The 23,920-nt window shown below is 63.4% G+C and carries 23 protein-coding genes; 3 read left to right on the forward strand and 20 right to left on the reverse strand.

Annotated elements, in window-relative coordinates; genetic code table 11:
• Positions 1-122 precede the first annotated feature (122 nt).
• The 16 genes from lepB to LFL96_RS14250 all read right to left on the reverse strand — a co-directional run bounded on the left by lepB (position 123) and on the right by LFL96_RS14250 (position 14,980).
• Positions 123-1,016: a signal peptidase I gene (lepB, locus tag LFL96_RS14175; RefSeq protein ID WP_280995851.1), complete on the reverse strand. Its 894-nt coding sequence runs from the start codon at positions 1,014-1,016 to the stop codon at positions 123-125.
• An 18-nt stretch (positions 1,017-1,034) separates the two neighbouring features.
• Positions 1,035-2,828, reverse strand: coding sequence for a translation elongation factor 4 (gene lepA, locus LFL96_RS14180; RefSeq protein ID WP_280995852.1), 1,794 nt, complete (start codon positions 2,826-2,828; stop codon positions 1,035-1,037).
• Positions 2,829-3,090: 262 nt separating this feature from the next.
• The gene (locus tag LFL96_RS14185; RefSeq protein WP_280995853.1) at positions 3,091-3,366 is read right to left on the reverse strand and encodes a glutaredoxin family protein; all 276 of its coding nucleotides are present in this window, start codon (positions 3,364-3,366) and stop codon (positions 3,091-3,093) included.
• A complete protein-coding gene (locus LFL96_RS14190; protein WP_280995854.1) occupies positions 3,363-4,892 on the reverse strand; it encodes a DegQ family serine endoprotease in 1,530 nt (509 codons plus the stop codon). The genes LFL96_RS14185 and LFL96_RS14190 overlap by 4 nt, the downstream gene beginning before the upstream one ends.
• Before the next feature lie 35 nt (positions 4,893-4,927).
• Positions 4,928-5,971, reverse strand: coding sequence for a MucB/RseB C-terminal domain-containing protein (locus tag LFL96_RS14195; protein ID WP_280995855.1), 1,044 nt, complete (start codon positions 5,969-5,971; stop codon positions 4,928-4,930).
• Positions 5,972-5,975: 4 nt separating this feature from the next.
• The gene (locus LFL96_RS14200; protein WP_280995856.1) at positions 5,976-6,605 is read right to left on the reverse strand and encodes a sigma-E factor negative regulatory protein; all 630 of its coding nucleotides are present in this window, start codon (positions 6,603-6,605) and stop codon (positions 5,976-5,978) included.
• Positions 6,606-6,687: 82 nt separating this feature from the next.
• Positions 6,688-7,287: an RNA polymerase sigma factor RpoE gene (gene rpoE, locus LFL96_RS14205; protein ID WP_006051939.1), complete on the reverse strand. Its 600-nt coding sequence runs from the start codon at positions 7,285-7,287 to the stop codon at positions 6,688-6,690.
• Positions 7,288-7,389: 102 nt separating this feature from the next.
• Positions 7,390-7,773, reverse strand: coding sequence for a protein YgfX (locus LFL96_RS14210; RefSeq protein ID WP_280995857.1), 384 nt, complete (start codon positions 7,771-7,773; stop codon positions 7,390-7,392).
• Positions 7,774-7,890: 117 nt separating this feature from the next.
• Positions 7,891-9,129, reverse strand: coding sequence for a beta-ketoacyl-ACP synthase II (gene fabF, locus LFL96_RS14215; RefSeq protein ID WP_280995858.1), 1,239 nt, complete (start codon positions 9,127-9,129; stop codon positions 7,891-7,893).
• A 313-nt stretch (positions 9,130-9,442) separates the two neighbouring features.
• Positions 9,443-9,682: an acyl carrier protein gene (gene acpP / locus LFL96_RS14220; protein WP_004197638.1), complete on the reverse strand. Its 240-nt coding sequence runs from the start codon at positions 9,680-9,682 to the stop codon at positions 9,443-9,445.
• Positions 9,683-9,833: 151 nt separating this feature from the next.
• Positions 9,834-10,583, reverse strand: coding sequence for a 3-oxoacyl-ACP reductase FabG (fabG, locus tag LFL96_RS14225; protein ID WP_280995859.1), 750 nt, complete (start codon positions 10,581-10,583; stop codon positions 9,834-9,836).
• Between the two features lie 143 nt (positions 10,584-10,726).
• Entirely contained in the window at positions 10,727-11,662 is a 936-nt protein-coding gene (gene fabD / locus LFL96_RS14230) for an ACP S-malonyltransferase (RefSeq protein ID WP_280995860.1), read from the reverse strand.
• Between the two features lie 127 nt (positions 11,663-11,789).
• Entirely contained in the window at positions 11,790-12,779 is a 990-nt protein-coding gene (locus LFL96_RS14235) for a beta-ketoacyl-ACP synthase III (protein ID WP_280995861.1), read from the reverse strand.
• Positions 12,779-13,885 (reverse strand): phosphate acyltransferase PlsX, encoded by a 1,107-nt coding sequence (gene plsX, locus LFL96_RS14240; RefSeq protein WP_280995862.1) that lies wholly within the window; start codon positions 13,883-13,885, stop codon positions 12,779-12,781. Before plsX ends, LFL96_RS14235 begins: the two co-directional genes overlap by 1 nt.
• Before the next feature lie 172 nt (positions 13,886-14,057).
• Positions 14,058-14,237: a 50S ribosomal protein L32 gene (gene rpmF / locus LFL96_RS14245; RefSeq protein ID WP_006051932.1), complete on the reverse strand. Its 180-nt coding sequence runs from the start codon at positions 14,235-14,237 to the stop codon at positions 14,058-14,060.
• Between the two features lie 101 nt (positions 14,238-14,338).
• Positions 14,339-14,980 (reverse strand): DUF177 domain-containing protein, encoded by a 642-nt coding sequence (locus LFL96_RS14250; RefSeq protein WP_280995863.1) that lies wholly within the window; start codon positions 14,978-14,980, stop codon positions 14,339-14,341.
• 236 nt (positions 14,981-15,216) lie between these two features.
• Between LFL96_RS14250 and LFL96_RS14255 the strand changes: the two genes are divergently transcribed.
• Both LFL96_RS14255 and LFL96_RS14260 read left to right on the forward strand, forming a co-directional pair.
• Entirely contained in the window at positions 15,217-15,831 is a 615-nt protein-coding gene (locus LFL96_RS14255) for a Maf-like protein (protein WP_280995864.1), read from the forward strand.
• Positions 15,832-16,551: an SAM-dependent methyltransferase gene (locus tag LFL96_RS14260; RefSeq protein ID WP_280995865.1), complete on the forward strand. Its 720-nt coding sequence runs from the start codon at positions 15,832-15,834 to the stop codon at positions 16,549-16,551. It begins immediately after the preceding gene.
• Between the two features lie 126 nt (positions 16,552-16,677).
• Here LFL96_RS14260 and LFL96_RS14265 read toward each other — a convergent pair whose 3' ends face one another.
• Genes LFL96_RS14265 through LFL96_RS14280 form a run of 4 tightly spaced genes read right to left on the reverse strand, consistent with a single transcriptional unit; the run spans position 16,678 to position 19,788 of the window.
• Positions 16,678-17,682, reverse strand: a complete 1,005-nt coding sequence (locus LFL96_RS14265; RefSeq protein ID WP_280995866.1) for a S49 family peptidase — start codon at positions 17,680-17,682, stop codon at positions 16,678-16,680.
• A gap of 27 nt (positions 17,683-17,709) precedes the next feature.
• Positions 17,710-18,114, reverse strand: coding sequence for a Rieske 2Fe-2S domain-containing protein (locus tag LFL96_RS14270; protein ID WP_280995867.1), 405 nt, complete (start codon positions 18,112-18,114; stop codon positions 17,710-17,712).
• On the reverse strand, positions 18,111-18,770 hold the full coding sequence (locus tag LFL96_RS14275) for an HAD-IIIA family hydrolase (RefSeq protein WP_280995868.1): 660 nt from the start codon (positions 18,768-18,770) through the stop codon (positions 18,111-18,113). The genes LFL96_RS14270 and LFL96_RS14275 overlap by 4 nt, the downstream gene beginning before the upstream one ends.
• Entirely contained in the window at positions 18,763-19,788 is a 1,026-nt protein-coding gene (locus LFL96_RS14280; RefSeq protein ID WP_280995869.1) for an RluA family pseudouridine synthase, read from the reverse strand. The genes LFL96_RS14275 and LFL96_RS14280 overlap by 8 nt, the downstream gene beginning before the upstream one ends.
• A 729-nt stretch (positions 19,789-20,517) precedes the next feature.
• Here LFL96_RS14280 and LFL96_RS14285 point away from each other — a divergent pair.
• On the forward strand, positions 20,518-23,862 hold the full coding sequence (locus LFL96_RS14285) for an Rne/Rng family ribonuclease (RefSeq protein WP_280995870.1): 3,345 nt from the start codon (positions 20,518-20,520) through the stop codon (positions 23,860-23,862).
• The last annotated feature ends 58 nt before the right edge of the window (positions 23,863-23,920 follow it).

The following is a 23,920-nucleotide window of genomic DNA, read 5'->3' on the forward strand; positions in this document are numbered from 1 at the left end:
AAAAGCGTGGTGAAGCGACGTTACCGCGTGTTCTTAAAGTAGCGTGATAACACGCCGCGACTGACTTGACCGAAGTGTGGGTCACGCGCGCGGCGTGTGTCGTGCAATCGCTGCACGCAAGCTCAATGGAACGAGCCGATGCGTTTCAGATTGCTGAAGTTCATCCAGATGAAGAACGCGCGGCCGACGATATTCTTGTCCGGTGCGAAACCCCAATAACGGCTGTCCGCGCTGTTGTCGCGGTTGTCGCCCATCATGAAGTAATTGCCCGGCGGCACCTTGCAGATCACGCCGCGCGCGTTGTACGTGCAGTTATCGCGATACGGATAATCTTCCGCGCCGACGATGAACGGCGGCACCGCGGGATTGTTCAGAATCGCGTTCTTGCGGCCGCCGATATCTTCCTCGAACTGCTTCGCGTAGCCGAGACGTTCTTCGTCGAGGTAATCCGGCAGCGGCGTTTCCGGCACCGGCTTGCCGTTGATCGTGAGTTGCTTGTCCTGATACGCGACGGTGTCGCCCGGCAGACCGATCACGCGCTTGATGTAGTCGACCGATTCGTCTTTCGGGTAGCGGAACACCACCACGTCGCCGCGTTCGAGCGGACGGCCTTCCGTGATCTTGGTGTTGGTGATCGGCAGACGGATGCCGTAGTCGAATTTATTGACGAGGATGAAGTCGCCCACCAGCAGCGTCGGCACCATCGAACCCGACGGAATCTTGAACGGCTCGACGACGAACGAACGCACGACGAACACGACCAGAATCACCGGAAAGAAGCTCGCCGAATACTCGAGCCACCACGGTTGACGCAGCTTGTCGTCACGCAGACGCGCGCGCGTCTGCGCGGCGTTTTCATCGGCGAAACGCTCGCCGATGCGCGCTTGCTGGCTATCGAACTCGGCCACCGCCGCGTCCGCCGCGCGACGGCGCTGCGGCAGGAAAACCAGTTTGTCCGCGACCCATGCGACGCCCGTCAAAATGACGAGCACAAAAAGAATCAGCGCAAAATTCATAGGGTTCCGTTGTTCGTCTTATTTGTCTTCGACACGCAGAATCGCGAGGAAAGCTTCTTGCGGAATCTCGACCGAGCCCACCTGCTTCATTCGCTTCTTGCCTGCCTTTTGCTTTTCCAGCAGTTTCTTCTTACGGGAAATATCGCCGCCGTAGCATTTTGCCAGCACGTTCTTACGCAACGCTTTAATGTTTTCGCGCGCAATAATGTTCGCGCCGATGGTCGCCTGAATCGCGACATCGTACATTTGCCGCGGAATCAGTTCGCGCATTTTCGCCGCCACTTCGCGGCCGCGATACTGGCTTTGCGAACGGTGCACGATCACCGACAGCGCGTCGACCTTGTCGCCGTTGATCAGCATGTCGACCTTCACGACGTCGGCCGCGCGATATTCCTTGAACTCGTAATCCATCGACGCATAGCCGCGCGAAATCGACTTCAGACGATCGAAGAAATCGAGCACGACTTCGCCCATCGGAATTTCATAGGTCAGTTGCACCTGACGGCCGTGGTACTGCATGTTGATCTGCGTGCCGCGCTTCTGCGTGCACAGCGTGATCACCGAGCCGACATAGTCTTGCGGCATGTACAGATTCACCGTGACGATCGGCTCGCGCACTTCCTCGATCTTCGACGGCTCCGGCATCTTCGCCGGGTTCTCGACCATGATGGTCGTGCCGTCGCGTTGCAGGACCTCGTACACGACGGTCGGCGCCGTGGTGATCAGGTCCATGTCGAATTCGCGTTCCAGACGCTCCTGCACGATCTCCATATGCAGCAGGCCGAGGAAGCCGCAACGGAAACCGAAGCCGAGTGCCTGCGATACTTCCGGCTCGTACATCAGCGAGGCGTCGTTGAGCTTCAGCTTTTCGAGCGAATCGCGCAGCGCGTCGTACTGGTTCGCTTCGACCGGGTAAAGACCGGCGAACACCTGCGGCTTCACTTCCTTGAAGCCCGGCAGCGGTTCCGGCGCCGGACGGTTCACCAGCGTGACGGTGTCGCCCACCTTCGCCGCGGCCAATTCCTTGATGCCGGCGATGATGAAGCCCACCTGCCCGGCCGACAACGTCTCCAGATTCTTCGACTTCGGCGTGAACACGCCGATATGCTCGACCGGATATTGCGCGCCGGTGGCCATCAGACGGATCTTGTCCTTGGGACGCAGCGTACCGTTGACGATACGCACCAGCATCACGACGCCGACGTAGTTGTCGAACCACGAGTCGATGATCAGCGCCTGCAGCGGCGCCTCAGGATCGCCCTTCGGCGGCGGCACTTTCGCGATCAGCGCTTCGAGCACCTCCTCGACGCCGAGGCCGGTCTTCGCGCTGCAATGCGTGGCGTCGGTCGCGTCGATGCCGATCACGTCCTCGATTTCGGCGATTGCGTTCTCGGGGTTCGCGGCCGGCAGATCGATCTTGTTGAGCACCGGAATCACGTCGACGCCGAGTTCGATCGCCGTATAGCAGTTGGCGACGGTCTGTGCTTCCACGCCCTGGCTCGCATCGACGACCAGCAGCGCGCCTTCGCAGGCGGACAGCGAGCGGCTGACTTCGTACGAGAAGTCGACGTGGCCCGGCGTGTCGATCATGTTCAGGTTGTACACCTGGCCGTCACGGGCCTTGTACGTGAGCGCAGCGGTTTGTGCCTTGATGGTGATGCCGCGTTCGCGCTCGAGATCCATCGAGTCGAGTACTTGAGATTCCATCTCGCGGTCGGACAGACCGCCGCAAATCTGGATGATGCGATCGGCGAGCGTCGACTTGCCATGGTCGATGTGCGCAATGATCGAAAAGTTACGAATATGATCCATTCAGTGCCGATCAAGCAAAAAAGGCGCGCTCGGACAATAGCGGAGCACGCCTTGTAAGTAGGTGAAAAACCTATCTATTTTAGCCGAAAAGGCCACCGCCCGGCACATCTTGCAAGGCTCGGGCGGAAAAGACAGGTCTGGAACAGCCGTGTACAGGACCGGCGTGGGAACCGGAAAGCCAGCCCCGGTTCGTCGTGAAAACGTCAAACCCGCTGCGAACAGGGGCTTTCAGGTGCGTTACCTGAAAGTTTTCAGGTTCAATTCAGCGCGTTGTCGCCGCGCGTGTTTTTCTTCTGTCGCTCAACGCCGCGCGGACCCGGGCGACGTCGAGATGGTAATGGCACAACTCGACGCCATCGCAGAGCAGAACCGGCACCCGCTCGTTGTAGCGCGCTTCGAGCTCCGGATCGCTATCGACGTCGACGATCTCGACCTGCGCGCCGAACTCGTCCAGCAAGGGTTCGAGCGCCGCGCGCATGTCGTCGCAAAGGTGGCACCACGCGCGCCCGTAGAGCGTGAGCGGCGCCATCTTCGTCATTTCTGGCTGCTGCGCGGACGGATCGGCACGAACTGCGTGTTCTCGCCGCGACGCACCAGCAACGCGACCATCTTGCCCGGATCGAGGTGCGAGGTCAGATCGTCGAACTGCTTCGCGCTCGTGATGTCCGTATCGCCCACGCGCAGGACGATGTCGCCCTTCTGCAGGCCGACGCGGGCCGCCGGACCATCCGCGGCGTCGATCTGCACGCCGTTGCGCAGCTTCAGCGACTTCAGCTGGTCCGCCGGGATATCGCTGACGGCCAGACCCAGCACGTTGGTCGCGCGCTGCTTCGGCGGCTGCGGCTTCTTCTGATCGGCCTTGGCGGTCTTGTCCGGTTGCATCTCGGCGATGGTGACCGGCAGATCGCGCGTCTGACCCTTGCGCCACACGGTGATCGTTGCCTTGGTACCCGGCTTCGTATCGCCGACCATGCGCGGCAAGTCCGTCGCCGTATCGACCGAATGGCCATTGAACTTCAGGATGATGTCGCCCGGCTGCACGCCCGCCTTGTCCGCCGGACCGCCCGGCTCGACGCTGCTGACCAGCGCGCCCTGCGCCTTCGGCAAGCCGAGCGAATCGGCGACATCCTTCGTCACTTCGCCGATCGCCACCGCGATACGGCCGCGCACGACCTTGCCCGAGGTCTTGAGCTGATCGGCCACGCGCATCGCCTCGTCGATCGGAATCGCGAACGAAATGCCCATGAAGCCGCCGGTACGGCTATAGATCTGCGAGTTGATGCCGATCACTTCGCCCTGCATGTTGATCAGCGGACCGCCCGAGTTGCCCGGATTGACGGCCACATCGGTCTGGATGAACGGCAGGTAGTCGCCGGTATCGCGGCCCTTGGCGCTAACGATGCCGGCCGTCACCGTGTTCTCGAGCCCGAACGGCGAGCCGATCGCGACCACCCATTCGCCGACACGCACCTTGTTCGAATCGCCGATCGTGATGGTCGGCAGATTGGCGGCGCTGATCTTCACGACCGCGACGTCCGTGCGATCGTCCACGCCGATCAGCTTGGCCTTGAATTCGCGCTTGTCGGTGAGCGTGACGTAGATGGTGTCCGCGTCGTCGACGACGTGCGCGTTGGTCATCACGTAGCCGTCCGCCGACAGGATGAAACCGGAGCCCACGCCACTGTTCTGTTCAGGATCGCTGTTATCCGGCGCGTCCTGGCTGCCGCCGCTGCCGCTACCGCCGTTATCGCCGCCGCGAGGTGAACCCGGCGAACCCGGCGATTGCGGAGACTGCGGCAACGGAATGCCGAAGAAGCGGCGGAAGAACTCCGACATGTCGCCGTCGTCCATACCCGGCGGCAAGCCGCCGCGGGCGCCGCTGTTGCTCGACACGCGCGTGGTCGTGCGAATGTTGACGACGGCCGGGCCGACCTTGTCGACGAGATCAGTGAAGTCGGGCAGATTGGCCGCCGCGGGAGCCGCCGATGCCGTATGCGGCATGAGCGGCACACACGCCGCCACCACCGCGGCCGCGAGAAATTTGCGCACCGAGAAAGTCGTCATATCGTAGCAAGCCGAGGGATTCAGGATTCGGAGGATTACTTCGGAGCTTTGTATTCTATGGCAGACGCAAATTGCTGCAATGTGCTCTGGGGCACTTCTCCCAGCAGAGTAATCCAGAAGTCGCCGCGCCGCTTGACGAGTACGTGCGTGGCGCCGCTACTGCCCGCGCCTTCCTTGCGGGTGTTGTTCTCGACCGGTTCGACGAACACCGAAATGGCCGCGAGACCGTCGGAGAACACCGCCTGATCGACCGGAATGGTCGGCTGGCCGGCGTCGCGCGCGGCCATCGGGCGACGCAGTTCGCGAATCTTGCGGAAGCCCGGCACGGTCGGCGTGATCTGCCAGCCTTGCGCGGCCATGTCGACCGGCTCGACCGGCGGACGCACCACCGTCCAGCCCGTCAAATTACGAATCCCGTTGACGATACCGGCCTTGTCGACCGGCACGCCGATGCGGATCTGCGAAAACGACAGCTGTTCCAGCACCTGGCCGTTCGGATCGAGTGTTTGCGCGCGCAGCAGCAGGCCTGTCTTCTTGTCGGCCCACAGCTTGTACGCGAAGCGATAAGCGTCTTTCGGATCGAGCTCGATCACCTGACTGTCGACGCCCGCGACGCGGTCGTCGCCGAGCAGCTTCGGCTCGTACACGCCCAGCACCTGCTCGCCGCTGACGGCCAGCAAGGCCGGGAAGGAGTCTTTGTTCTGGCGCTTTTCGACCACGCACAGATGCCGTTCCGGCACGAACGTGTACAACTCGTCGTTATGACGCAGCATCTTGCGCGGCTTGCCGTCGAGGCTTTCGAGCTGTTCGAACTCGCCGTCGCCGCGGGTCGCGTAATGCGCGATCCGCGAGGTCTGCACGAAATTGCCGCGTTGATAGACGAACGCGCCCTCGTAGTTTTGCTGCTGGGCGGCCTGATGGATGCGATCGAGCAGTTCCGCGGCCGTGCGACGGGCGACGAGCGGATCGTCGGTTTGTGCAAAGACCCGCGGCGTGGCGGACAACAATACGGCTGCGCAAAACAGGAATGCCGGCAGCCGCCCCCAGATAGTCGTTTTATTCAACCGCGGAGTCTGCATCAAACTATTGGCCCTGCGTGGAAACTGCGGCTGCGCGGATCAGCGGCATCGAACCCGGCATGACCGGTTGCTGCGCGAATTGCTGATGCGCTTCGAGATACTGGTCGAGACTCGCGTCGCGAATGATGTTGGCGTCCTGCGCGACCGGCTGGACCGTGGCGGCCGGCACCGAAGCCATCGCCACGCGTTGCAGCGAATCGCCGTGCGACTGGACCGCGGCGAGCTGCGCGCCCGGACCACCCGGCACGCCCTGCAATTGCGGCACGACGATCCACGTCAGCGTGGCCGCCGCCGCGGCCACCGCGAACGCCGGCACCACACGGCGGCGCAGCGACAGCAAACGACGCGCAACCGGCATGGCAGCAGGCGCGAGCACATGCGGCTCGCTTTCCAGACGCGCGGCGAAGCCGCTCAGGAACGCGCTGCTCGCTGCCGGGCTGACCGCCAGATCGTCGGAACGCAACGCGTCACCGATCAGGTGATAACTCGACCACGTCGCGCGATCCTCGCTGTTCAGCTCGGAAAGGAATGTGTTCAGATTCTGATGCTCTTCGCCGAACAGCTCACCGTCGACAAAAGCGGACAGACGCTCGCTACGCGAGCTGGCTTGCGATTGCACCGAGACCGACCCCATGATGCTCCCCATCTTACAAATACCCCGTAGTGACACCACTAATCCAGATATTGCACCCGCGCCCCATTCGGCCGGCCAGTGTTTACCAGCGCTTGCCTTCGGGTGTGTCAAGCAACGGACGCAATTTTGCCGCAATGGCTTCGCGAGCGCGGAAAATTCGTGATCTGACGGTGCCGATCGGGCAGCCCATCATCTCAGCGATTTCCTCATAGCTCAAACCTTCAATTTCACGAAGAGTAATGGCGGTGCGCAACTCTTCCGGTAAAACCGCCATCGCAGCATTGACCGTCTCAGCGATCTGCTTGCTCATCAACATCGACTCGGGCGTGTTGATATCCCTTAGTTGGTCCGCATCCGAGAAAGTTTCAGCTTCTTCAGCATCCGCTTCGGTCGAGGTCGGCGCGCGCCGCCCTTGGGTCGCAAGGTAGTTCTTCGCGGTGTTGACCGCAATCCGGTACAACCACGTATAAAAGGCCGATTCGCCGCGAAACTGCGGCAACGCCCGGTACGCCTTGATAAAGGCGTCCTGGGCGACGTCTTCCACTTCGGCGGGGTCCCGCACGAGGCGCGAGATCAGCCGAAGAATCTTGCGGTGGTATTTGGAGACCAGAAGCTCGAACGCGGCCTTGTCGCCCTTCTGGACGCGCTCGACCAGCACCTGATCAATTTCTTTTTCGCTCACCTGATAAATCCGTTAACTATTGGGCGCATGGCGGGGCACCATTGTAGCGTCCCCATCAACGATGAGACGTTACTCCGGTAACAGCGGTTACAGTCGTTACAGTCACGCGCCCACGGCACGGCGGCCCAGCACCGACAGTTTCCGGAATACCTCGCGAGGCAGCGCGTCGGCGGCGAGCAGCAACGTATGCTTGCGGCCTCGCTCCGGCGTGAGCGTCAGTGCCAGCAAACGGTCGCTCCAGTGAGCGCTGGCGGTGATGCGGCCCTCGGCGGATAGAGCGCCGGTTCGGTCCCAGACGGCGAGTCCGTCCACCCCGATTTTCAGTGCCTGAGGTTGCGCACGCACATAGCTTGCCGCACGAAGCGCGAGCAGCGCGGCGACCGCGAACGTCAACGGGATCGCCTTGACGACGCCGAGGTGCGACGCGGCGCAGGTGTAGACCGCCCACGTCGCCACCATGACGAACGCACCCAGGCCAGCGCACATGGCAACGGAGCGCCGCAACGAAATCCGTTGCGGCGCTCCGTCAACCGTTTCCGGTTCTGGGGAACCCGCCGGACTAGCCGGCGGTGTCGACTGGCGCGTCACCCAGCGATCGGACGATCAGGCGCGCTTGAACACCAGCGTGCCGTTCGTGCCGCCGAACCCGAACGAGTTCTTCAGCGCGACGTCGATCTTCATCTCCCGCGCGGTATTGGCGCAGTAATCGAGATCGCAGGCCGGATCCTGATTGAAGATGTTGATCGTCGGCGGCGACACCTGATGATGCACGGCCAGCACGGTGAACACCGATTCCAGACCGCCGGCGCCACCGAGCAGGTGACCCGTCATCGACTTGGTCGAGTTGACGACCATGTCCTTGGCGTGATCGCCGAACGCGCGCTTGATGCCGGTGGTTTCCGCGAGGTCGCCAAGCGGCGTGGAGGTGCCGTGAGCGTTCAGGTAATTGACCTGGTCGGCGTTGATGCCCGCGTTCTTCAGTGCGGCCACCATGCAGCGGCGTGCGCCGTCGCCGTCTTCGAGCGGCGCGGTCATGTGATAAGCGTCGCCGCTCATGCCGTAGCCGCCGACTTCGGCGTAGATCTTCGCACCGCGTGCCTTCGCGTGTTCGTACTCTTCGAGCACCATCACGCCGGCGCCCTCGCCCAGCACGAAACCGTCGCGGTCCTTGTCCCACGGACGGCTCGCCGTCGCCGGATCGTCATTGCGCTGCGACAGCGCGCGCGCCGCCGCGAAACCGCCGATACCGAGCGGCGACACGGTCGATTCCGCGCCGCCCGCGATCATCACATCGGCGTCGCCGTATTCGATCAGGCGCGAAGCCTCGCCGATACAGTGCAGACCCGTGGTGCACGCGGTCACGATCGCCAGATTCGGACCCTTGATGCCGAACTTGATCGACAGATGGCCGGAGATCATGTTGATGATCGACGCCGGCACGAAGAACGGCGAAATGCGGCGCGGGCCGCGATTGAGCAGTTCGGTCTGCGTCACTTCGATCATCGGCAAACCGCCGATGCCCGAACCGACGACCACGCCGATACGCTCGGAATTCTCGTCGGTGACTTCGAGACCGCTGTCCCGCATCGCCTGGATGCCGGCGGCCACGCCGTAATGGATGAACGTATCCATGTGGCGCGCTTCCTTACCGGGGATGTAGTCCTCGATATTGAAGCCCTTCACTTCTCCGGCGAAACGGGTCGAAAAGTTCGACGCGTCGAACTTCGTGATATTGGCAATACCCGACTTGCCGGCGACCAGATTGGCCCAGCCGTCGGCAACATTATTGCCAACAGGCGAAATCAGCCCCAGGCCTGTAACGACAACGCGACGGCGGCTCACAGTAACCCCTTTTTCATAGATGACAAAAGCAAAAGCCACAGCGGCCACAGGAAACTGCCCCTGTATGCCCTGTGGCTGTTAAGCGCCCCATTCCCAGTGCTGCGCACCCGGTCCCCGCGATAGGGGTAAGAAAACTTCGGGCGCCCCGGCGTTTTCTTGAGAATCGGCCATTGCACGGAAAGTTGCGCTGTCGACATCGCTGGCTCCTGCATTGCAAACGGCGCGGCGAAAAAGCGCCAGCCCTGCTGGCGTCGATAACCGACACGGCAGGGCGTCATACGCCGCCAACGCAGAAACGCAGGCGCGAATGACCTTAGGCCTTGACGTTCGCGCGAGCGTAGTCGATCGCTTGCTGAACGGTGGTGATCTTCTCGGCTTCTTCATCCGGAATTTCCATGCCGAATTCGTCTTCGAGGGCCATCACGAGTTCAACGGTGTCGAGCGAGTCGGCGCCGAGGTCGTTCACGAACGAAGCTTCGTTCTTGATCTCAGCTTCTGCAACGCCCAGTTGTTCTGCGACGATCTTCTTGACGCGCTGTTCGATATTGTCCATTACCCCTCCAAGGGAAAAGAAGTTCAAAAATACAGGTGCGCGCATTTTATCAGGTTTGACCCGGCAAAAAAGCGGCGCATCGGGTTGCTGTCAAGGCATGCGCCTTACGCTTTTGCAAACGCATCAAGGCGCGGATAGTAACCGAATTTGGTTACGACATGTACATTCCGCCGTTCACATGCAGGGTCGTGCCGGTGATATAGCCTGCTTGCGGCGACGCCAGGAACACGACGGCATGCGCGATATCTTCCGGGCTGCCGAGACGGCCGAGCGGAATCTGCGTCTTCAGCGCGGTTTGCTGCTCTTCCGGCAGGGACTTGGTCATGTCGGTGTCGATAAAACCCGGCGCGACGCAATTCACCGTGATGCCGCGGCTGCCGATTTCGCGCGCGAGCGCACGCGTCATGCCGGCGACGCCCGCTTTCGCGGCCGCGTAGTTCGCCTGGCCCGCATTGCCGGACGAACCGACCACCGACGTGATGTTGATGATGCGACCACCTTTGGCCTTCATCATCGGGCGCAGTACCGCGCGCGACAGACGGAACACCGAACGCAGATTGGTGTCGATCACCGCGTCCCAGTCGTCATCCTTCATGCGCATGGCCAGTTGATCCTGCGTGATGCCGGCATTGTTCACCAGCACGTGCAGCGCGCCGAATTCCTTGACCGTGCCGTCGATCAATGCATCGGCCGCGGCCGCGTCGTTCACGTCGAGTACCGCGCCGCGACCGCTCACGCCGGCTGCGCTGAATGCTTCGCTGATGGCGGCCGCGCCGCTTTCGCTGGTCGCCGTGCCGATCACCGTCGCGCCCTGGCGCGCCAGTTCCATCGCGATCGCGCGGCCGATACCGCGCGATGCGCCCGTCACGATTGCGATCTGCTTGTCGAGAGTCTTTTCCATCTGTCAGTCCGAATGCCCTTCGGAGGGCTGATTGATTGCCTGATTGCCTGATTGCCGAAACGGCGTTGCGCTTGCCGGGCACGTCGCGGCCGTTCCCGGGCCTGACGCCCTCCGGCCACGCCGTACAGGGCGCGCGGCGGCGTTTAGCCTGCCGTCACGAGCTTAAGCGTTTCTTCGAGCGACGCCGGATCGAACACCGAAGCGCCGACCAGATTCCCGTCGATGCGCTTGGTCAGACCCGCGAGCACCTTGCCCGGACCGCACTCGATCACGTGCGTGACGCCCTGCGCGGCAATCGCCTGCACGCTCTCGACCCAACGCACCGCGCCGGCCGCCTGACGCACCAGCGCATCCTTGATCTGCGCAGGCTCGTTGACCACGGCGACGTCGACGTTGTTGACGACGGGAATGGACGGCACCTGCACGTTGACGCTCGCCAGATACTCGCGCAGCTGGTCCGACGCCGGCTTGAGCAGCGACGAATGGAACGGTGCCGATACCGGCAGCGGCAGCGCGCGCTTCGCGCCCTTCGCCTTCGCCACTTCGCAGGCCTTCTCGACCGCGGCCTTGTGGCCCGCGATCACGACTTGCGCCGGCGCATTGAAATTCACCGCTTCGACGATACCCGCCGCCGACGCTTCCGCGCACACCGCGCGCACCGTGTCGTCGTCGAGGCCGAGAATCGCGGCCATGCCGCCTTCGCCGACCGGCACCGCCGTCTGCATCGCCTGCGCGCGGAAACGCACGAGCGGCACGGCATCGCGGAACGCGATCGCGCCCGCCGCGACCAGCGCCGTGTATTCGCCGAGGCTATGACCCGCGACGATCGACGGCAGCGGGCCGCCTGCCTGCTGCCACGCACGATAGATCGCGTAGGCGGCGGTCAGCATGACCGGCTGGGTGTTGGTGGTGAGATTCAGATCGTCGGCGGGGCCTTCGGCGATCAGCTTGCCGAGGTCCTGATTGAGTGCATCGGAGGCTTCCTGAACCGTCTCGCGCACGATCGCGTGATCGGCGAACGCGTTGAGCATGCCCACGGTCTGCGAGCCCTGGCCAGGAAAAACGAACGCAAATTTCATAACGTCCCCAAAATCGAATGAGTCGGATGTGGGTGGCGCGGCGCGCGGGCGTCGAGCGAAAATCGCACCGATGCGCACGCCAGCAGGCACGGGTGCCACGAGCGGCACCCGTCGCACGTCGCCGCGATCAGTAGCGGATGACCGACGCGCCCCACGTGAAGCCGCCGCCGACGCCTTCGATCAGCACGTTCTGGCCGCGCTTGATGCGGCCGTCGCGCACCGCGACGTCGAATGCGAGCGGAATGGACGCAGCCGACGTATTGCCGTGCTCGCCCACCGTGACGACCATGCGCTCCTGCGGCAAGCCGAGCTTGCGGCAGGTGCTTTGCATGATGCGGATATTGGCTTGATGCGGAATCAGCCAGTCGATCTGATCGGCCGACAGATTGGCCTTGGCAAGCGCCTCGACCGCGACCTTTTCGAGCACGTTGACGGCAAGCTTGAAGACCGCCTGACCGTCCATGTGCAGGAACGCGCTACCTTCGATCACGCCGCCGTTCACGTTGCCCGGCGTGCAGAGAATGTTCGAGTGGCTGCCGTCCGCGTGCAACGCGCTAGCCAGCACGCCCGGTTCGTCGGAGGCCTGCAGGATCACCGCGCCGGCGCCGTCGCCGAACAGCACGCAGGTGGTGCGGTCCTTGAAATCGAGAATGCGCGAGAAGGTCTCAGCGCCGATCACCAGCGCCGTGCGGTGCTGGCCGCTGCGAATGAAACTGTCCGCCGTCGCGACCGCGTACGCGAAGCCCGAGCAGACCGCCTGCACGTCGAACGCCGCGCCATTGTTCTTGATGCCGAGCTTATTCTGCAACAGACACGCGGTACTCGGAAACACGAAGTCCGGCGTGGAGGTAGCGACGATGATGAGGTCGATGGACTGCGGATCGACGTCCGCCGCTTCGATCGCGCGCTGCGCGGCGATCAGCGCGAGGTCGCTGGTCGTGACATCGGGTTCGGCGAAGTGACGCGCATGAATGCCCGTGCGGGCGACGATCCATTCGTCACTGGTCTCGACGCCCTGGCGGGCGAGACGTTCGGCCAGATCCTGATTGGTGACGCGACCGGGCGGCAGGTAGCTGCCGGTGCCCAGCACGCGGGAATAAATTGTCGATTGAGCCATTATGCCTTCGAGGATTGCGCAGCGTAGGGCTCGGCAGGCTGGCCCGCGATCGGGCTTGCGTGGCCCGCGCCGCTCGCGTCGCGCTGTGCCTGTTCGAGAGAACCGGCGTTCTCTTCCATGGATCGCGCAAGGCGTTCCAGCACGCCGTTTTTGACGGCATCATACCCGCGTTTGATAGCCCACTCAAACCCGTAGGCGTCTGCCGATCCGTGGCTTTTGATCACGAGTCCGCGCAGACCGAGCAACGCGGCGCCGTTGTATTGGCGATGATCGACGCGCTTCTTGAAGCGCATCAATACCGGCAGCGCCAGCACGGCCATGACCTTGGTGAGCCACGAACGGCCGAACTCTTCCTTGATCATGTCGTTGAGCATCTGCGCGAGACCTTCCGACGTCTTCAGCGCGACGTTGCCGACGAAGCCGTCGCAGACGATCACGTCGACCGTGCCCTTGAAGATGTCGTTGCCTTCCACGTTGCCGTGGAAGTTCAGCGTGCTTGCGCGCAACAGTTCGCCGGCCCGCTTGATGGTGTCGTTGCCCTTGATGACTTCTTCGCCGATGTTGAGCAGGCCGATGGTGGGCCGCTCCTTGCCTTCGATCGCCGAGACGAGCGCGTGCCCCATCTCCGCGAACTGCAGCAGATGCTGCGGTTCGCAGTCGACGTTGGCGCCCAGGTCGAGCATGGTCGTATAGCCGTCGGGATTGGGCAGTGCGAACGCGATGGCCGGGCGTTCGATGCCCGGCAGCGTTTTCAGCACGTAGCGCGACACCGCCATCAATGCGCCGGTATTGCCGGCGGAGACGCAGGCTTGCGCCTCGCCTTCCTTAACACGGTTCAGCGCCACGCGCATGGATGAATCTTTTTTCTTGCGCAGCGCGACTTCAACCGGATCGTCCATGGCGACGATCTCGGTAGCAGGCACGACGGTCAGCGCCGGCAGGTCTTGTGCCTTCAACTTCTTCAGCTGTGCACGAATCGCAGTTTCAATGCCGACGAGCAGCAGTTGCGCGTCGGGATGCGAACGAGCGAAGTTGACGGCAGCGGGAACGGTCACGGACGGGCCGTGGTCGCCTCCCATGCAATCTATCGTGAGCTTTACTGTCATGGAGTGCGACGAGTTTCAGACGCCCTGCATGGGACCGCTGCGGGCGCTGACGCGCCGTTTGCGATCGACACAAAAAAGCGGCAGTTGAATGCCGCCTTTTTGCCGAGCCGGGAAAATGTCAAGCGAGCCGATCGCCACGCGGAACGCCAAAGGGCGCAACGCAGTGAAACGATTAGTCGTTCTTCGTCTTGACGACTTTCTTGCCGCGATAGTAGCCGTTCGGGCTAACGTGGTGACGCAGATGCACTTCGCCCGTGCTCGGTTCCACGGCCAGCGGCGCTGCCGTCAGGAAATCGTGCGAACGGTGCATGCCGCGCTTCGACGGCGACTTCTTGTTTTGTTGAACTGCCATGACTAACTCCTAAAAATTTTCCGAATTCTAACACAGCCCGATCCGGTGTCCGCCACTGGCCGAATGGCCAGTGCGCCCGCATCGCGCTCCCATGCAACTGTTCAATGCTTCTTGTCGTCCGACCCGCGCTTGAGGCTTTCGAGCGCCGCGAACGGATTGGGCCGTTCGGGCTCGGCGCCCTCATCGGCTTCGTCCAGCGCGGCGTCTTCGCCCTCGCCTTCCGTGCCATCCGCACCCGAGAGGAGACTCTCGTGCACTTCAGGACAGACTTCGTGCTTCGGCACGAGCGGCAGGGAAAGCAGCAACTCTTCTTCGATCAAGTCGACGAGATCGAACTGGCGCGAGCCCACGATCACTTCGACTTCATCCTCGTCGAGCGGAAACTCTTCGGCTTCCGCCTCAGTGTTGACGATCCGGTAAGTTGCATCGACGTTGAACGCCTGCAAGTACGGCGTCATGCACCGCTGACATTCGAGCCAGGCGGCGCCGTGAACCGCCAGCCTCAAATACGGCTGCGGACCCTCGGTGCCGTCGTCCTGCAATTCCGGCTGCGTCGCGCCTTCGGCCTGCCAGGTGAACGCGGTATCGCGGTCTGGCGCTTCAGCCGGGACTTCGTTTAACATGCGCGGCAGTTGCGAGACGCGCACGACACCCGCGGCCTGACGCCCACTCCGCGCAAATTCGAACAGATCGAGACTGTGCGGGTCGGACAGACCTGCAGGGTTGCCAGGATGTTGAGTCATGTGCGCTCCTGCGTCGGCAAGAAATTCCGCCGGGGTGAATCGGCTTGCGAAACAGCTTGTGAACCAGAGGCTTCGTACGACCACCTTGTACGCACCCAGACCCACCTAGCGCAAGCATACCGATGAAAAGCCCGAAATCATATCCGTATTGTCTTTTCGAGTCAAACACTTAAGCCCGTACGCGCGACGCTGCCGCGCCACCGCGTACGCCCCGCTTCACCCGCCGTCAATTGCCCATGCCAGACTCCCTCAATCGCCCGCCACGTCTGATTCTGGCGTCGAGTTCGCGCTACCGCCGCGAACTGCTCGAACGCCTGCGCGTGCCGTTCGACGTCATCGTGCCCGCCATCGACGAAACGCCGCACGCCGGCGAAACGCCCGAAGCGACCGCCCTGCGCCTCGCCGAAGCGAAGGCACGCGCCGTCGCAACCAGCCTCGGTGCCGGCGAGGCCGCGCTCGTGATCGGCTCCGACCAGGTCGCCACCTACGACGGCCTGCAAATCGGCAAACCCGGCACGCACGAGAAGGCGCTCGGTCAATTGCAGGCAATGCGCGGCCGGGAAGTCCTGTTTCATAGCGCGTTGTGTCTTTACGACAGCCGCACCGGCTCGGTACAAACGCTCGACGTGATCACCCGCGTGCAATTCCGTGACTTGCCCGACGCGTCGCTGGAAGCCTATCTGCGTGCCGAAACGCCGTATGACGTCGCCGGCAGCGCCAAATCGGAAGGGCTCGGCATCGCGCTGCTCGAAGCGATTCATTCCGACGATCCGACCGCGCTGGTCGGCCTGCCGTTGATCGCGCTGTCGCGCATGTTGCTCGCCGCGGGTTATCCGCTTCTGGGGGTTTGAATGAGCGGCACGCTATATCTGATTCCGAACACGCTGGGCGAAGGCGACGCCGACGCGCTCGACGCCGTCCTGCCCGCGCCCGTGCGGGCCCGCGCCGCGTCGCTGCACTATTACATCGGCGAAAACGCCAAGACTACGCGCGCATTTCTCAAGAAAGTCGGCACCGAGCGGCCGATCCAGGAAATCGAAATTCGCGAACTGAACGTCAACACGCCGGCCGGCGAGATCGACAAGCTGCTCGCCCCATTGCTGGCGGGCACGGACGCGGGGCTCGTCTCCGAAGCCGGCTGCCCGGCGGTGGCGGATCCGGGCGCGTTGCTGGTGCGGCGCGCGCACGAGCGCGGGGTGAAAGTGGTGCCGTTCGTCGGGCCGAGTTCGATCTTGCTGGCCTTGATGGCATCGGGACTCAACGGCCAGAGCTTTGCATTCCACGGCTATCTTCCCGTCGATGCCACCGAGCGCGCCAAGCGTCTGCGCGATCTGGAGCAACAGTCGCGCAAGAGCCGGCAGACGCAGATTTTTATCGAGACTCCGTACCGGAATCGGGCGTTGCTGGACACGTTACTCTCGACCTGCGCGCCGTCCACGCTGGTTTGCGTCGCGGTGGATTTGACGCTGGAGACGGAAACCATCGCCAGTCATAGCGTGGCCGACTGGAAGAAGAAGCCGGCGATCGACCTGCATAAACGGCCGGCGATTTTTCTGATTCTGGCTGTTTGATTGCGAGGTTGGCGACTGCGTTGGCAATGGTGAGCCAATGCCGGCGAGCACAACCACCCAACAAAAACCCCGCGCGATCGTCATTCGATCGCGCGGGGTTTTTGCTTTAACGCGGCGCTAACGCGATCAGTGCAGGTTCAGCTTCGCACCCAACGCCATCGCCCGAACGGCGCCGCCACCCACCGCCGCGCCAAATTTGCGCGCAACGCGATCCGTAATGCTTTCTTTGACCGTGTAATCGACGATATCCGGCGCCTTGAACAGGTCGCGCGCCACGTAGTCGGCGTCGCCGAAACCATCGGCCAGACCGAGTTCGACGCTTTTTTGTCCGGTCCAGAAGAGCCCCGAGAACATATCCGGCGTTTCGTGCAGGCGCTTGCCACGGCCCTGGCGCACCGCATCGATGAACTGCGCGTGAATCTGATCGAGCATGTCTTGGGCATGTTGATCCATCTTCGGCGTTTCCGGCGAGAACGGATCGAAAAAGCCCTTGTTTTCACCCGATGTATGCAACCGACGCTGGATACCGAGCTTGTCCATCAAGCCAGTGAAACCGAAGCTATCCATCAACACGCCGATCGACCCGACGATGCTCGCCTTGTCGACATAAATCTTGTCGGCGGCCGCCGCCGCGTAGTAGCCGCCCGACGCGCACATATCGCCGACCACGACATACAACGGAATAGATGGATACTTCGCCCGCAGCCGGCGGATTTCGTTGTAGATGATGCCCGCCTGCACCGGACTGCCGCCTGGGCTATTGCAGCGCAGGATCACGCCGGCCGTGCCGGCGTCGTCGAAGGCGCTGTCCAGTGCCGTGTTGATATCTTCGGCGTTTGCATTGGTATCCGCCGCGATTTCGCCGTCAAGCGTCACCATCGCCGTGTGCCGCCCGCTGGTGGCAACCTTGTCGCCGGAGAAATCGACCGCGCCCCAGATCGCCAGCACCAGCACGATCAGAAACACGAAACGGAAAAAGATCTTCCAGCGTCGCGCCGCGCGCTGCTCGTTGACTGCCGCGAGCGCAATGCGCTCGAGCGCCGCGCGCTCCCAGCCGGGTTCATCGGCAGGCGAACGGGGACGCCCCGTCAAGGACGGTTCCTTCGGCTCGGGAGTCAAATTGTCAGGCATTCGGAGTGGAAAATTCGAAGAGGAAACTCAGGGAGCGGCCGGACGCAATTCGCCGTCGGGCAACCAGAAAACGGCACGGCCTTCGGGCGTATCCCGTTCGTCGACCTGAACGGGACGCAATCTGCCGCCGCGGCACGGTCCGCCCACGCATTTGCCGGTATCCGGCGCGTAAATCGCGCCGTGCGTAGCGCACATCAAGTATAAACCGGACGATTCGAAGAACTGACCCTCAGACCAGTCAAGCTCCATCGGCACGTGAGCGCAGCGGTTCAGGTAACCGTAGGCGCGGCCGTCGTAGCGAACGAAAAACACCACGACCTCGCCGCCGCCGAGCGTGGCCGCGCGGCGCACGCCCGCGCCGCCGTCGACCAGTTCTCCGGACGCGCAGATGCGCACCGCTTCGCCCGAACTCTCCGCGCCGACGGTGCTCATGCGTTCTCCCGCAGCCAGCCGGACAGCACGCTAACGCTCGATGCGACGAACTTCGGCTCCAATGCCGTCAAGGAGGCCGCCGGATGCGCGCCGTAAGTGACGCCGATACCCGCAACGCCCGCGTTGATCGCCATCTGCAGATCGTGCGTGGTATCGCCGACCATCACCGTGCGCGCCGGATCCTGCCCCAGTTCGCGTGTCAGCTCGTGCAGCATGGCCGGGTGCGGCTTGGAGAACGTCTCGTCGGCGCAGCGCGTGCCGTCGAACAGGCTGGTCAGGCGCGACTGATCGAGCGCGCGGTTCAGTCCGACGCGGCTCTTGCCGGTCGCGACTGCCAGCAGATAGCCCTGATCGCGCAACTCCTGCAGCATCTCGCGGACGCCGGCAAACAGCTCGGTGGTCTGATCCTTCACCAGATAATGAAAGCGGTAACGCTCGGCAAGCCGCGGGTAATCGGCCGGATCGAGCGTGGGTGCGGCGATCTGCAACGCGTCGCGCAGGCCGAGGCCGATCACGTAGCTGGCGGCTTCGTCGGCGGGAACCGGCAGGCCGAGATCGCGGCATGCGGACTGGATGCTGCGCGTGATATGCGCGGTCGAATCCATCAAGGTTCCGTCCCAATCGAAGACGATCAGATCAAATTGCTCTCTAGCCATGCGGTGTCGTCTCCGGGTTCGATCCATCTCTTGATTCGTTGAGCTGCGCGACGAAGCTGCGGCACTCGGCCGGCAGCGGCGCCTCGAACTGCAATGGCGCGCCGGTTGCCGGATGCGTCAGCTTCAGCCGGTAAGCATGCAGGAACATCCGCTTGAGGCCGGGTTTCGCGTTCGCGCGCGCCAACGCCTTGTTCAGCGCGAAATCGCCATATTTGGCGTCGCCGACGATCGGCAGTTCCAGATGCTGCAAATGAACGCGAATCTGATGCGTGCGGCCGGTCTTCAGTTCCGCTTCGAGCAGCGCATATTCCGGCCAGCGGTCGATCAGGTTGAACACCGTATGCGACGCGAGGCCGTCCGCCTGCACCCGTACCCGGCGCTCGCCGTCCGCGGTCAGATATTTGTGCAGCGGCTCCTTGACCGCGCGGCGGCGCCCCCAGTCGCTCGCCCATTCGCCGTGAACGCACGCGTAGTAGCGCTTATCCATGCGGTTCTCGCGGATCTGCTCGTGCAGATTGACGAGCGCCGCGCGCTTCTTGGCGAGCATCAGGATGCCGGACGTCTCGCGATCCAGCCGATGCACCAGTTCGAGGAATTTCGCCTGCGGCCGCGCCTCGCGCATCTGTTCGATCACGCCGAACGCGACGCCGCTGCCGCCGTGAACCGCCACGCCGGCCGGCTTGTCGATCACGAGCATATGCTCGTCTTCGAAAATGATCCTGAAGTCGGGGCCCGGCAGCGGCACGTGCGCGGCCGGCTCGTTCGCCTGAGCGACCCGGATGGGCGGCACGCGGACCAGATCGCCGAGTTCCAGCCGGTACTGCGCGTCGATCCGGCCCTTGTTCACGCGGACCTCGCCGCTACGCAGGATGCGATAAATATGGCTTTTGGGCACGCCTTTACAGACGCGCAACAAAAAGTTGTCGATTCGCTGTCCGGCCGCGCTGTCATCGATTTCAATCAGCGAGACCTGGTCGCTTGCGACCGATTTCTGGGATATTTTGCCTAACTCTTTCATTCTGAATATAATTTGCCCAGCAGTCTGCGGCGGCCGGCGCAGTGACCGGAATTCGGGCGGATTGCGCAGGTGCAAGCGATAAACGTTTATTTTACTTGCGCCGGGGGCTGGTTGCTCACCCTCAATGAGATGCAACAAGTTGCACGCACGAAGCTGGTACCCGGCAGGGACGGCGCCCACAGGCGCGTTCGGTCAAGGCCGGCTTCGACGGTAACGGAATTTTGGTAAAAAAGAATTTAACTTTCAGCTTCGGATCGGGCCGTCTGTCGCCCAGTTGTACGAAGCTGCAGGTTGCGAAAATACGGCGTGCGCCCGAGGCGTCTTGTAGAAAGTACAAGACATGGCGACGTCAAAATGAGGCGAGACACCCCCAGCAGGAAAAGACGCGCCGACTGCGCGAACTTCCCGCTGCGGCATGGCCGCAGCCTCCGACCCTCCGGTCACGCGCCCACCCGGCGCACCGGCGCGAGCGGACGAAGGTTGACGAAGGCCTGCCGGCAGAACCCGCGGCGTGTCGGGTCGTTATTTGAAGCCGTGTTCGCATGTGCCCTGCGGCACCGTGCCCACTTTTTAACGGGGCCGGGCCCTCTCAGGCAATTCTCCCGCCATTTTTCCCGCTCCAGCGTGCCCGTGAAAACACAATAAGGCGCGGCATGCCGCTGCCCGCTTCGCTCTCGCGACTGACAACCGCGCAGCGACGGTCAGGCTAAGCCGCTCTGGAGCCGTTCAATGAAACGAATGTTGTTCAACGCGACGCAGCAGGAAGAACTGCGCGTCGCCATCGTCGATGGGCAAAAACTCATCGATATCGACATCGAAACCGCCGGTCGCGAACAGCGCAAAGGCAATATTTACAAGGGCATCATCACCCGCATCGAGCCGTCGCTCGAAGCGTGTTTCGTCAACTACGGCGAAGACCGTCACGGTTTTCTGCCGTTCAAGGAAGTCGCCCGTCAGTATTTCCGCGACGGCGTCGACATGCGTTCCGCCCGTATCCAGGACGCCCTGAAAGAAGGTCAGGAACTGATCGTTCAGGTCGAAAAGGAAGAACGCGGCAACAAGGGCGCGGCCCTCACCACCTTCATCTCGCTCGCCGGCCGGTACCTCGTGCTGATGCCGAACAATCCGCGCGGCGGCGGCGTGTCGCGCCGGATCGAAGGCGACGACCGTCAGGAACTGCGCGAAACCATGGCGCAGCTGCAATTGCCGGAAGGCATGAGCATCATCGCGCGCACGGCCGGCATCGGCCGCAGCGCCGAAGAACTGCAGTGGGACCTGAACTACCTGATGCAACTGTGGCGCGCGATCGAAGCCGCGTCGCAGAGCGGTTCGAGCGGTCAGCCGATGCTGATTTACCTCGAATCGAGCCTCGTGATCCGGGCGATCCGCGACTATTTCCAGCCGGATATCGGCGAAATCCTGATCGACACCACCGAAATCCATGACCAGGCACGCGCCTTCATGGACATCGTGATGCCGGACAATGTCAGCAAGGTGAAGCGGTATCACGACGACGTGCCGCTGTTCTCGCGCTTCCAGATCGAACACCAGATCGAAACCGCGTACTCGCGCACGGTGCCGCTGCCCTCGGGCGGCGCGATCGTGATCGACCACACCGAAGCACTGGTCGCGATCGACGTGAACTCGGCGCGCGCCACCAAGGGCGCGGACATCGAGGAAACGGCCGCGCGCACCAACCTCGAAGCCGCCGACGAAGTCGCCCGCCAGTTGCGCCTGCGCGATCTGGGCGGCCTGATCGTGATCGACTTCATCGACATGGAATCGGCCAAGAGCCAGCGCGAAGTCGAGCAACGCCTGAAAGACGCGCTCAAGCACGACCGTGCGCGCGTCCAGATGGGCAAGATCTCGCGTTTCGGCCTGATGGAACTGTCGCGTCAACGTCTGCGTCCGGCGCTGTCGGAAGGTAGCCACGTGACCTGCCCGCGCTGCAACGGCACGGGCCACATCCGCGATACCGAATCGTCCGCGCTGCAAGTGCTGCGGATCATTCAGGAAGAAGCGATGAAGGAAAACACCGCGGCAATCCATTGCCAGGTGCCGGTCGAAGTGACCGCCTTCCTGCTGAACGAGAAGCGCGCCGAAATCAACAAGATCGAGTCGCGTTTCAAGGTCAATGTCGTCCTGATCCCGAACAAGCACCTCGATACGCCGCACTACAAGCTCGAACGCCTGCGTCACGACGACGCGCGTCTCGACGATCCGCGCGCTTCGTGGAAGATGGCGGAAGAAGCTGCTCGCGAACTGGAGTCGGAAACCGGCTACAGCAAGCGCGCCGAAGAGGTGAAGCCGAAGCAGGAAGCCGCGGTCAAGGGCATCACGCCTGAGAAGCCGGCGCCGAGCGCGCCGGTTCGCCCGGCCGCCACGCCCGCTCCGGTCGCGGTGACGCCGGCGAGCGGCGGTTTCATCGGCTGGCTGAAGGGTCTGTTCGGTATGCAGCCGGCTGCGCCGGCGCCGGTCGCACCGGCCACGCCGGAAAAGCAGGCGCGTCCGCAACGCGGCGAACGCACGGAGCGCGGTGAGCGCACGGGCGAACGCGGTGGCGATCGCAACCGGAATCGTCGCGGCGGCGCAGGTGGCCGTGATGCGGCAGGTCGCGGCGAAGGCGCGAACGGCGGCCGTCAGGGTCAGCAGCCGTCGCAGCGTCGCGAGGAACGCGAACCGCGTGAAGGCCGCGAAGGCCGTGACGTGCGTGAAGCACGCGAGGGCCGCGAGCCGCGCGAAGCACGCGAACCGCGTGCCGGCCGTGAAGCGCGTGAACCGCGCGAGGCCCGCGAAGGCCGTGAACCGCGCGAGGCTCGCGAGCCGCGTGAGGGTCGCGAAGGTCGCGACAACCGTGGCGAACGCGGTAACGAGCGCCCGGACAACGCGGACGTCGCACAGCGCGGCGAACGTCAGGAACGTGGCGAACGCCGTGAACGTGGCGAGCGCGCGGAGCGCGGCGAACGCCGCAAGCCACAAGCCGAAGCGGCTGACGCACTAACGCAGAACGAATCGCAAACGGCGGAAGAACTGGCGCAAAACCAGGCCTTGCTGGGCGAAAACGGCGCACCGGTCGATCAGGAAGCGGCAGCACGTGACGGCGAAGAGCGTCGTCGTCGCCGTCGTGGTCGTCGTGGCGGCCGTCGCGAGCGTGAAGAGGACGTGAACGGCAATCTGGCAGCCGACGTGGCGGAAGCCGAAGGCGATCAGACCAATGTGACCGACGACGCACCGGTGCGCAGCGCGCCGCAACCCGTCGAGCACACGGCTGAAGCGCACGAAGCGCAGGTCGTGACGCCGGTGGAAGTGGTCGTTGCCGCCGTCGCCACCGAAACGGCGGTCGTCTCCGAACTGCATGCGGCAACCGAAACGCCGGCTCTGGCCGTCGAGAAGGCGGCCAAGGCCGAGGCGATCGTGCCGGTCGAGCAGGCGCCGGCAGCAACGGCGGCGGTCGAGCCGGTGGCGGAAGCGCCGGTTCAGGCCGCAGCGGCCGCCGCTCCGGTCGAAGCCGCGCAAGCCGCTCCGGCTGCGAGCGAGACGGTTTCGCTGGTGGAACCGGTCGCGCATGCCGAAGCTCCGGTTCAGACGCACGATGAAGCGCACGTCGTGGCACCGGCAGCGACGCCGGTCATCGAAACGCCGGCAGCGCCGGCAACTCCGGCACCGGTGGAAGCCGTCGCTCCCGCCGCGGTCGAAGCACCGGTAGCCCAACCAGCGCCGCACGCCGAAATCGTCGAAGCGCAACCCGCCGTGACGGCAAGCGCGGTTGAGGAAACGGCGCCGGCAGCAGTCGAAGCCATCGAGCCCGCGCCCGTCGCCGCCGCTCCGCAAGCCCCGGCACCGCAAGCTGCACCGGCGCCGCGCAACGGCGGCATCTCGGCCGACGCCCTGAAACCGGTGCTGGAACAAGCCGGTCTCGTCTGGGTGAACACCGACGCCGACAAGCTGCGCGCCGCGCAGGAAGCCGCCGCGCAGACCGTCAAGCCGGCCCGTGTGGTACGCGAGCGCAAGCCGTTGCCGCCGCTCGACAGCGCGCCGATGCAACAGGTGGAAACGGGTAAGCATCCGCAGTAAGCTGCCCCGCTGCCTCGAAAAGCCCGCCCTCACCGGCGGGCTTTTTTTTGCGTGGCGC

This window comes from Paraburkholderia sp. D15, from assembly GCF_029910215.1.
Lineage (GTDB): Bacteria > Pseudomonadota > Gammaproteobacteria > Burkholderiales > Burkholderiaceae > Paraburkholderia.

Bases quoted from the DNA above. Each gene is read 5' to 3' on its own strand.
- LFL96_RS14275 (WP_280995868.1), bottom strand. From the start codon at position 18,770: ATGGCTAGAGAGCAATTTGATCTGATCGTCTTCGATTGGGACGGAACC.
- LFL96_RS14210 (WP_280995857.1), bottom strand. From the start codon at position 7,773: ATGTGCGCTGGCCTGGGTGCGTTCGTCATGGTGGCGACGTGGGCGGTC.
- LFL96_RS14265 (WP_280995866.1), bottom strand. From the start codon at position 17,682: ATGCCTGACAATTTGACTCCCGAGCCGAAGGAACCGTCCTTGACGGGG.
- lepA (WP_280995852.1), bottom strand. From the start codon at position 2,828: ATGGATCATATTCGTAACTTTTCGATCATTGCGCACATCGACCATGGC.
- plsX (WP_280995862.1), bottom strand. From the start codon at position 13,885: ATGACAGTAAAGCTCACGATAGATTGCATGGGAGGCGACCACGGCCCG.
- LFL96_RS14185 (WP_280995853.1), bottom strand. From the start codon at position 3,366: ATGACGAAGATGGCGCCGCTCACGCTCTACGGGCGCGCGTGGTGCCAC.
- LFL96_RS14250 (WP_280995863.1), bottom strand. From the start codon at position 14,980: ATGACTCAACATCCTGGCAACCCTGCAGGTCTGTCCGACCCGCACAGT.
- acpP (WP_004197638.1), bottom strand. From the start codon at position 9,682: ATGGACAATATCGAACAGCGCGTCAAGAAGATCGTCGCAGAACAACTG.
- fabD (WP_280995860.1), bottom strand. From the start codon at position 11,662: ATGAAATTTGCGTTCGTTTTTCCTGGCCAGGGCTCGCAGACCGTGGGC.
- LFL96_RS14255 (WP_280995864.1), top strand. From the start codon at position 15,217: ATGCCAGACTCCCTCAATCGCCCGCCACGTCTGATTCTGGCGTCGAGT.
- LFL96_RS14195 (WP_280995855.1), bottom strand. From the start codon at position 5,971: ATGCAGACTCCGCGGTTGAATAAAACGACTATCTGGGGGCGGCTGCCG.
- LFL96_RS14190 (WP_280995854.1), bottom strand. From the start codon at position 4,892: ATGACGACTTTCTCGGTGCGCAAATTTCTCGCGGCCGCGGTGGTGGCG.
- LFL96_RS14200 (WP_280995856.1), bottom strand. From the start codon at position 6,605: ATGGGGTCGGTCTCGGTGCAATCGCAAGCCAGCTCGCGTAGCGAGCGT.
- LFL96_RS14235 (WP_280995861.1), bottom strand. From the start codon at position 12,779: ATGGCTCAATCGACAATTTATTCCCGCGTGCTGGGCACCGGCAGCTAC.
- LFL96_RS14270 (WP_280995867.1), bottom strand. From the start codon at position 18,114: ATGAGCACCGTCGGCGCGGAGAGTTCGGGCGAAGCGGTGCGCATCTGC.
- LFL96_RS14260 (WP_280995865.1), top strand. From the start codon at position 15,832: ATGAGCGGCACGCTATATCTGATTCCGAACACGCTGGGCGAAGGCGAC.
- LFL96_RS14285 (WP_280995870.1), top strand. From the start codon at position 20,518: ATGAAACGAATGTTGTTCAACGCGACGCAGCAGGAAGAACTGCGCGTC.
- fabG (WP_280995859.1), bottom strand. From the start codon at position 10,583: ATGGAAAAGACTCTCGACAAGCAGATCGCAATCGTGACGGGCGCATCG.
- LFL96_RS14280 (WP_280995869.1), bottom strand. From the start codon at position 19,788: ATGAAAGAGTTAGGCAAAATATCCCAGAAATCGGTCGCAAGCGACCAG.
- lepB (WP_280995851.1), bottom strand. From the start codon at position 1,016: ATGAATTTTGCGCTGATTCTTTTTGTGCTCGTCATTTTGACGGGCGTC.
- rpmF (WP_006051932.1), bottom strand. From the start codon at position 14,237: ATGGCAGTTCAACAAAACAAGAAGTCGCCGTCGAAGCGCGGCATGCAC.